The 8,775-nt window shown below is 62.6% G+C and carries 9 protein-coding genes; all 9 read right to left on the reverse strand.

The features are described from left to right. Nucleotides 1–45: 45 nt before the first annotated feature. On the reverse strand, nt 46–1,191 hold the full coding sequence (locus YQ44_RS00085) for a D-alanyl-D-alanine carboxypeptidase family protein (protein ID WP_071321642.1): 1,146 nt from the start codon (nt 1,189–1,191) through the stop codon (nt 46–48). Nucleotides 1,192–1,304: 113 nt separating this feature from the next. Further along, nucleotides 1,305–1,958 carry an alpha/beta hydrolase gene (locus YQ44_RS00090; protein WP_070280179.1) on the reverse strand — a complete coding sequence of 218 codons (654 nt, stop codon included), beginning with the start codon at nt 1,956–1,958 and terminating at the stop codon, nt 1,305–1,307. Between the two features lie 48 nt (nt 1,959–2,006). Further along, nucleotides 2,007–2,324 carry a (2Fe-2S) ferredoxin domain-containing protein gene (locus YQ44_RS00095; protein WP_034781335.1) on the reverse strand — a complete coding sequence of 106 codons (318 nt, stop codon included), beginning with the start codon at nt 2,322–2,324 and terminating at the stop codon, nt 2,007–2,009. A 40-nt stretch (nt 2,325–2,364) separates the two neighbouring features. Beyond that, a complete protein-coding gene (locus YQ44_RS00100; protein WP_071321643.1) occupies nt 2,365–3,552 on the reverse strand; it encodes a VanZ family protein in 1,188 nt (395 codons plus the stop codon). Continuing rightward, nucleotides 3,549–4,163: an ABC-type transport auxiliary lipoprotein family protein gene (locus YQ44_RS00105; RefSeq protein WP_071321644.1), complete on the reverse strand. Its 615-nt coding sequence runs from the start codon at nt 4,161–4,163 to the stop codon at nt 3,549–3,551. Before YQ44_RS00105 ends, YQ44_RS00100 begins: the two co-directional genes overlap by 4 nt. Before the next feature lie 12 nt (nt 4,164–4,175). Then, the gene (locus YQ44_RS00110) at nt 4,176–5,135 is read right to left on the reverse strand and encodes an MlaD family protein (RefSeq protein WP_071321645.1); all 960 of its coding nucleotides are present in this window, start codon (nt 5,133–5,135) and stop codon (nt 4,176–4,178) included. Beyond that, entirely contained in the window at nt 5,135–6,037 is a 903-nt protein-coding gene (locus YQ44_RS00115; RefSeq protein ID WP_071321646.1) for an ABC transporter ATP-binding protein, read from the reverse strand. Before YQ44_RS00115 ends, YQ44_RS00110 begins: the two co-directional genes overlap by 1 nt. Next, nucleotides 6,037–7,170, reverse strand: a complete 1,134-nt coding sequence (locus YQ44_RS00120; RefSeq protein WP_071321647.1) for an MlaE family ABC transporter permease — start codon at nt 7,168–7,170, stop codon at nt 6,037–6,039. Before YQ44_RS00120 ends, YQ44_RS00115 begins: the two co-directional genes overlap by 1 nt. Before the next feature lie 57 nt (nt 7,171–7,227). Further along, a complete protein-coding gene (locus tag YQ44_RS00125; protein ID WP_071321648.1) occupies nt 7,228–8,748 on the reverse strand; it encodes a B12-binding domain-containing radical SAM protein in 1,521 nt (506 codons plus the stop codon). Nucleotides 8,749–8,775 lie beyond the last annotated feature (27 nt).

Genomic DNA, 8,775 nt, shown 5'->3' on the forward strand with positions numbered 1-8,775 from the left:
AGCATCTGCGGGCATTTTTGTATGTTGCGAATTACTGAGTGAACATTACTTCATCCACAGGCGCATGGAATCCCAGGCGCGGCCGAAGATGGTGGCCTGGTTGATGGTTTCCAGCGCCACGACAGGCAGTTCCAGCAGAACCTTGTCGTCGACCATCATTTTCAGCTTGCCGACAGGGGCGTTCTCGGCCAGCGGAGCGACCAGCGGGTCCTTGCGTTCCAGCACCGGTTTCATCTTGGCGGCCGTGCCTTTCGGTACGGTGACGAGCACATCGCGCGCGAAACCGATTTTCACGGTGCCTTTCGAGCCTTTCCATACTTCCGGCGTGGCCACGGCCTGGCCTTTCGAGTACAGCTTGACCGTATCGAAGTTCTGGAAGCCCCAGTTCAGCAGCTTCTGGCTTTCCTGCGTACGGGCCTGGTCGGACGAAGTGCCCAGCATCACGGAGATCAGGCGGCGCTCGCCGGTGCCGCCTGGACGGCGGGCCGAGGCGATCATGCAATAGCCAGCCGCTTCCGTGTGGCCCGTCTTCATGCCGTCCACGGTTGGGTCCAGCCACAGCAGGCGGTTGCGGTTAGGCTGGGTGATCTTGTTGTAGGTGAAACTCTTGATCGAATCGATCTTGTAGAATTCCGGATAGTCGGCGATCACGCGCTGGGCCAGCACGGACAGGTCTTGCGCCGTGGAAAAATTATCCGGGCTAGGCAAGCCATGCGGATTGGCAAAACGCGTGTTTTTCATCCCCATGCGCTGCGCTTCGCGGTTCATCAGCACGACGAACGTGCCTTCATCGCCAGCAACGGCTTCAGCCAGCGCCACGGCGGCGTCGTTACCCGATTGAATCATCAGGCCATGCAGCAAGTCGTCGATCGACACGGGCGTGGCCGGGTCGATGAACATCTTCGAGCTGCTCGAGTCGACTTTCCATGCGCGCACGGACACATTCACTTTTTGGTCCAGCGCCAGCTTCTTTTCGCGGATGGCGGCAAACGTCAGGTAAGCCGTCATGATCTTGGTCAGCGACGCCGGCTCGATGCGGGCGTCCGGATCTTGCGAGGCAATGATCTGGCCACTGGTGGCGTCAAGCAACAGCCAGGATTTGGCGGCGATGGTCGGTGCGGGGACGCTCTGGGCGTGGGCGGCGGATAGGAAAAATACACTGGAGGCCAGTGCCGCTAAAAGTTTTTTCATGGAGGCTGGTCTGCGAAAAAGATGAAGGCTGAGGGCCATGCCGTTGCTGCATGCATGGCCGCGTGGAAAAAACGGATCAATTATAGCCGTGGAGGCGGGAGTAAGCCCACACTTCAATGATCATCCGCTGCGATTGCGGGTTTGTCACCATGCCACAGCGCAATCACGAGGTTCTTGATGTGATTGAGCTTGCGGTGGAAAAAGTGGTCGGCACCGGGGATCACGATCACGGGAATGTCTTGTGGACGGGCCCAGTCGAAGACGGCGGACAGGGGGATAGTGTCGTCCAGTTCGCCGTGGATCAGAATGGTGTCGGCGGGAATATCGGCCATCGCCCACTTGCCGGCCGCGCTGCCGATCAGCGCCAGGCGCTCGGCCGGCGTGCCGGCGGCGGCCAGGCGTTCCTGCAGTTTCGATTGCACGAAGGTGCCGAACGAGAAACCGGACAGGGCCACGGGCAAGCCAGGGTACAGGCCGCGCATGTGTTCATATAGCAATTGCATGTCATCCGTCTCGCCCGCGCCATGGTCGTGCACGCCTTCCGAGGCGCCCACGCCGCGGAAGTTGATGCGCGCCACCACATAGCCGAGGGCGACGAAGGCGCGCGCCAGGGTTTGCGTGACCTTGTTATCCATCGTGCCGCCGTACAGCGGGTGCGGATGGGCCACCAGGGCGATGCCGCGCGGGGTGTCTGCCGGGAAATCGAGCAAGCCTTCCATGCTGCCTGCATGGCCGGCGAGGGTAAATTTTTCCGAGTTTCTGTTCATGATGCTCATACTGGTGGCGTAGGCTTAAATTAAGATTAAAGATGGGGCTCAGATTTTCAGGCGCTCGACGATCTTTCCGCCCACCAGGTGCGTATCGATGATTTCATCGATATCGCTGGTGTCGACATAGGTGTACCAGGTCGCTTCGGGGTAGATGACCAGCAGCGGGCCCTCTTCGCAGCGGTCCATGCAGCCGGCCTGGTTGATGCGGATCTTGCCCGCGCCATTCATGTCGAGTTCCTTGATGCGGCGCTTGCAATGCTTTTGCGCCGCTTCCGCGCCATGGTCGCCGCAGCTGTTGCGGCCGTCTTCACGTTTATTCATGCAGAAAAAAACGTGGCGTTCAAAATACGGTGCGTCGCTCATACTATTCTCCTGCTGATTCATCAATGCGCCATGATAGCGCTTATGAGTGGTCTTCGCGACGCTGGCGCTGCGCATCGTCCTGCCGGTTCAGGCGGTGCGAGGGCAGGCACAGGAACCACAGGGCCATGAAGGGCCACAGCAGGGCCAGGAATTGCGCCGCGCCATTAAAGTTGAGGAACTTGCCCTGCACCCAACCTTGCAAGGTCGACATGAAATACGGGTTGATCGGTGTCGTGTTCACCATGACCAGGCTCAGCATCAAGGTGGCGGCCGCGATGCGGCGCTGCGCCACGTGCGGTGCGAACGCCAGGCCGCCCAGCATGATCAGGCCGATCAAGAAGCCGCCCTGGGCGCCCGGCGTGATCCAGACGAAGGCGTTTTCCGGCGAGAACAGCAGCGCGCTGGCCATCGAGCGCACCACGAGCGCGGCGGCGATCAGGGTCAGCATCAGCACGGCGCGGGGCGCGGCGCGCCGTAGCAGGCACAGCAAGGTGAGCACGGCGCCCGTCATGCCGCACGCCGTGATGATGGTTTCCGATAGCCAATATTGCTCAACTGTTAATATCGCGTCGGGACGCAGGTACGATGCCAGGTCGATATCCATGCCCATCAGGGTGGAAAACCAGTCCGACAGGATGGGCAGCAGCTGGCCCAGGCCGAACAGATAGCCTTGCGGGTAGATTTGCGCCAGTGGCCACAGCGCCACCAGCACGAGGCCCTGGCTGGCGTGCTGGGCAAACCAGCGCTGGCGCAACCGGTACAAATGGCTATGGTCGAGCAGCTTGCGCGCCGTCAAGGCGCCGATGATGGCGCCGAGGCAGCAGCCGGCCGTATTCGTGTAAAAGTCGAGATTCGACGAGACGCGGCTGGGCAGGTAGGTTTGCACGGCTTCCATGCTGCCGGATATGAACACGCCGCACAGGCTGGCGACGATGACGGCCAGGAAACCGGTGATGCGGGGAAACAGCGAATACACGAGCAGGGCGCCCAGCGGAATATAGCCGACGACGTTGATGCCCACGTCAAAGCCCGTCCAGTAGCGGGGCATGCGCGTATTTTCCAGGAAGGTCAGCGGCGACAGGCCATTGCTGTGCCAGCCCGTGAACGGGAACCAGCTCGCATACACGATCAGGAAGACGTAGGCGAGCAGGGTTGCGCGCGAGACGGGCGAAGAGCGTGCCGGGGGCCGCGGCGCTGGCGGGCTGGCGGGGGCTGCGGGTGCCGTCATTCTTTCGGCAAGTTCAGCGTGCCCAGCCAGGCCAGCAGGTCGGCGGCGACGGCGTCCGATGCCGACGCCAGGGCCTGCGCCCCGCCTTGCGCGTCGGCGCTGGCGGCCTGGCCGCTGCGGCTGAAGGTTTTCTGGTCGAGCAGGCGGTGGCCGCGGAACAGCGAGGCGCGCAGCGAGACGTGGCCGCTGCTTTGCGTCTGCGTGTCGAAGTTTTGCGAAAAATCATCGACGTCGATGCGCAGCAGGGGCACGCCGGCCGCCGCATCCGTGGTCGACAGCACTTTCACGCCGCTCTGGGCGACGCGGGTTTTCAGACGTTGGCTCAGCAGTTGCAGCGGCGGCGTGTTCCAGCGGTTGTAGGCATACGGCCGCGATTGCTGCGCATCGGCGTACAGCAGGCGGTAATACATGCGCTGGCTGTCCAGCCAGGAAGGGCCATTCGCGTCGGCGATCACCAGCACGGGCACGGGCGGCGTGCCGGCCGGCATGGCCGCCAGCGGCGCCGCCGGGCCGAAGTCATAGAACGTGGGGACGGGGCCACGGCTGGCGCAGCCGCCCAGCAGGAATACCGTGGCCAGGGCCACTATGCTGACATTGCGTGAAATCTGCATGCTGTGTTCTCCTTATTTGCCCGGCGCCGAAAAGCCGGGTTCGCCCGGTCCGGGCGGGATGTCTGGGGCGCCGAACAGGATGCTCTGCGGCTGTTCATTGAGCGTGCTCATGGTGGTTTTCAGGGCGCGCATCGAGGAACGCGCTTCGCCGCTCAGTTCTATGACTTGCGGCAAGACTTCCAGCGACACGCCGTTGGCCACCGTTTCCACCGAGTTGCCGACCCTGTCGACCGTGCCATTGACCTTGTCGAGCACGCCACCGGGCGCCTGGATGTCATTGCCCAGCTTTTTCCACGTTGCCGTCAGGTCGGACACATTCTTGCTGGCCGTACTGACGGCCGTCAAGGTTTGCCGCGTTTGTTCCGTCAGTTGCGGCAATTGCGTCAGGGTCGGTTCCAGCTGCTGCGGAATGGCGCCGAAAGCCTTGGCCGCCTTGCCCACTTCATTGAAGGCGCCCAGCATTGCCGCCTGGTTGTCCGGGCTGAGCAGGTTGTTGACCTTGTTGGTGATCTGCTCGGCCTGGTCGAGGATGCGCTTGCCGCGCTTTTCCAGCTGGTCGAGCAAGCCGGCGCGCAGGGGGATCAGCGACGGCTTGTCCTTGCTGGTGCCTAATAATTTGGAACCGACGTGCTCGTCGTCGAGCTGGATGTAGGCGATGCCTGTCACGCCCTGGTAGCCGAGGGTGGCGAACGTGGTATTCGTGACGGGCGTATCGGGCGCCACGCTGATGTGCACGAGGATTTGCCCCGCCTTTTGCGTGTCGAAGTCGATGGCGTCGACCTTGCCCACTTCCAGGCCACGGTAGCGCACGGTCGCCTGCGGGTTCAGGCCCGGCACGGAGAGGGTGGTGGCCAGCAGGTAGGGCACCCGTTCCACGCGGTCGCGGTTGAACCAGACGCCGAACAGGATGGCGGCCACCAGCAGGGTGAGCGTGAAAAACCCCGTCATCAGGGCATGTGATCTGTTTTCCATTAATTCTCCGCTTTCTTGTCGGTGCCGGCGCTGGCGCCTGGCTGCGCGGCCTGGTCTGCCGCCTGTTTTTCATCGAGGACGGCCAGTGCGCGCCTGCCGCGGTCGCCGAGGAAAAATTGTTTGATGAACGGGTGATCGACTTCGATCACCTCGCGCGTGGGGCCGAGGGCGATCACGTGCTTTTCCGCCAGCACGGCGATGCGCGTGGACAGGGCAAACAGGGTGTCGAGGTCATGCGTGACCATCACCACCGTCAAGCCCAGCTCGCGGTGCAGCGACTGGATCAGCGCTACAAAACTTTCCGACAAGTCTGGGTCCAGGCCAGCCGTGGGCTCGTCGAGGAATAATAGCTTGGGCTCCAGGGCCAGGGCGCGCGCCAAGGCCACGCGCTTGATCATGCCGCCCGACAAGTCCGACGGCATCTTCAGCGCATGTTCCGGCCCCAGGCCCACCATATTCATCTTCAATAATACCGCGTCGTGGATCAGGGCCTCGGGCAGCACGCGCAGTTCGCGCATCGGCTGGGCCACATTGTCGAACACGGTCAGCGCCGAATACAGGGCGCCTTGCTGGAACAGCATGCCCCAGTGGTTGCGCAATTGCTGCAACTGGTCGGAACTTGCCTTGTTGATATCTTCGCCGAAGACTTTGACGCAGCCGCGCGCCGGGTGTTCGAGGCCCAGCATCTGGCGCAGCAGCACCGTCTTGCCCGTGCCGGAGCCGCCCACGATGGACAGGATTTCACCGCGTTCGATTTCCAGGTTCAAGTCCTGGTGCACGACGGTGCGGCCGAACTTGGTCCACAGATTGGTGATTTCCACCACGGGCGCGCTGCCATGCAGGTTGAACTGGCCGTCCTGGCCGCCGCTCACCTTGCAGGAGATTTCGTTGTCGTCCGCCATCAGTAGCCCACTCCATTGAAGACGATGGCAAACACGGCGTCGGCCAGGATCACCACGGTGATGGCCGTGACGACGGCGGTGGTGGTGCCGCGTCCCAGGCTTTCCGTATTGGCCTTGATGCGCAGGCCGAAGTGGCAGGAAACGAGGGCGATCAGCATGCCGAAGATGACGCCCTTGCCCAGGCCGATCATGTAGTTGGCCAGCGGCACGGCGTCCGGCAGCTTCTGGATGAAATAGCGCGCCGACAGATTCAGTTCCACCTTGGCCGCCACCATGCCGCCGATCAGCGCGGCCGTATCCGTCCAGATGACGAGCAGGGGCATGGAAATGGCCAGGGCCAGCACTTTCGGCATGATCAGGCGGAAACCGTGCGAAATGCCCATCACCAGCATGGCATCGAGCTCTTCCGTGACGCGCATGACGCCCAGCTGGGCCGTGATGGAGGAGCCGGAGCGCCCGGCCACGAGGATGGCCGCCAAGAGCGGCCCCAGTTCGCGGATGATGCTCATGCCCAGCAGGTTGACCAGGTAGATGTCGCCGCCAAAGGCGCGCAGCTGCTGTGCCGACAGGTAGGACAGCACGACGCCGATCAGGAAGCCGACCAGCGCCGTGATGCCCAGCGCCTGGAAGCCCGCATGGAAGATATTCGCGGAAATTTCGCGCCACGGCCCGCGCAGCGGATGGCGCGCGAAGCGGCCGATATCCTGCGTCACCTGGCCCACGAGGGCGATGAAGCCTTTTAAATGTTCGAAAAACAGCAGGATCGCCATGCCCAGCTTCATCACGGGCGTGAGGCGGTTGGCGCGCGAGGGCGGCGTTTGCAGCGGCCCCGTTTCTTCGATGCGCTTGAAAAACTCTTCCTGGGATGGCGCCAGGGTCAGCTGCGCCGGGCGCTGCCTGCCCCAGGCATTCCAGAACAGCTGGGCGCCGATATGGTCCATGCTGTCGATCTGCGACAGGTCCCAGCGGGTGCCGGCGTCGCCCAGCAGCGGCTTGAGCTGGGCATCGATGGCCTTGATCGCATTGTCATGCGCCAGGGCGTGCACCTGCCAGGTGCCGCTGGCGGTCACGATGGCCCCCTGTTGGGAGCTGGTCTGGGAGAGGGTCAGTTTCGGCGATTGTACAGTCGGCATCGTGTCAGTTTAAGGGAGAATGGCGCAGACCGCCACCGATGTTCGATCACCGGCCCGTCAGGACGCCAGGTGGCGCGCCTGCCGTTGGGGCAAGGCGATGTCCGGGCGCACCTTGGCGCTGCTAGTGCTCACTTCGGCTGGCTTGGCATGGGCGGTGGCCTGCGCCCCGCCCGCATAGTCGCTGGCCACGAGGGCATTGGCCTCGACCGCGCTCATGCCGCGCGTTTGCAGCCATTGCGCCACCAGCTTGGCCAGACGCTCCATGGCGATGCGGTGGGTGGCGTCCGTATGAGCGTACAGCCAGTTCGAAAAGTCCATGAAGTTTTCAAATGGCGCATCGCCCAGCATCCATTGCACGGTATTGGCGAAGCGGCCCGAGTTGGCCACCAGGTCCCAGTAGCGGGCGAAGCGCACGAGGCGCTGCATGCTCATGAAATCGAGCTGCTTGTTCGCCAGGATGGTGTAGGGCGGGTGCGGATCGAACACCATGCCGAAATTCTCCGTGTGGCGGATGATCGGCGTGCCGCGCAGCCGTTTCAAAATGCCGAACTGGATTTCATGCGGCTTCAATGCCACCAGCTTGTTGAAGCCGGCCGCGAAACTGGCTTCATCCTCGCCCGGCAGGCCGGCGATCAGGTCCACGTGCAGGTGGGCGTTCGATTCCTCGCACAGCCAGCGGATGTTATCGGCCGCCTTTTGATTATCCTGCTTGCGGCTGACCAGCGACTGCACGTCCGGATTGAAACTCTGGATGCCGATCTCGAACTGCAGCGCGCCAGGCGGGAATTTGCTGATGCCTTCTTTCAGCGCATCGGGCAGGTGGTCGGGCACCAGTTCGAAGTGGGCGTAGATCGGATCGTCCGGATTCGCCTCGATCTTGTCCAAAAAGAACTGCATGATCTTCAAACTGGTCTTGATGTTCAGGTTGAAGGTGCGGTCGACGAACTTGAACAGGCGCGCGCCGCGGGCATGCAAGGACTCCATCTCGGCCAGGAAGTTCTCCAGCGCGAAGGGCCAGGCCGTCTTGTCCAGCGCCGACAGGCAGAATTCGCATTTGAACGGGCAGCCGCGCGACGCTTCCACGTAGATGGTGCGGTGGCGGATATCGTCGTCCGTATACAAAGAGTAGGGCAGTTGCAGTTCCGCCAGCGGCGCCTGCACGCCTGCGTGGATCTTCATCAGCGGCTTGGGGCCGTTGAGGATCTCGCCGCACAGCTTGGGGAAGGTGACGTCGCCCCAGCCCGTGATCAGGTAGTCGGCCAGCCTGACGATTTCCTGCTCGCTCGCCTCATGCGACACTTCCGGCCCGCCCAGCACGATGATGACCTCGGGCGCCACGCGCTTGAGCATGGCGACCAGCTTCGTCGTTTCCTCGACGTTCCATATATACACGCCAAAACCGATGATGCGCGGCTTGTTGATGAGGATGCGCTCGACCAGTTCCGTTGTCTTGGTGCCGATGACGAATTCCTGCAGCCGCGTTTGCGCCTGCAGCGGGCCCATATTGGCCAGCAAATAGCGCAATCCCAGCGAAGCGTGGGTGTAGCGGGCGTTCAGGGTGGAGAGCAGGATGGTCATGAGAGGCGATTGAAACGGCGAAACCGC

This window comes from Janthinobacterium sp. 1_2014MBL_MicDiv, assembly GCF_001865675.1.
Lineage (GTDB): Bacteria > Pseudomonadota > Gammaproteobacteria > Burkholderiales > Burkholderiaceae_D > Janthinobacterium.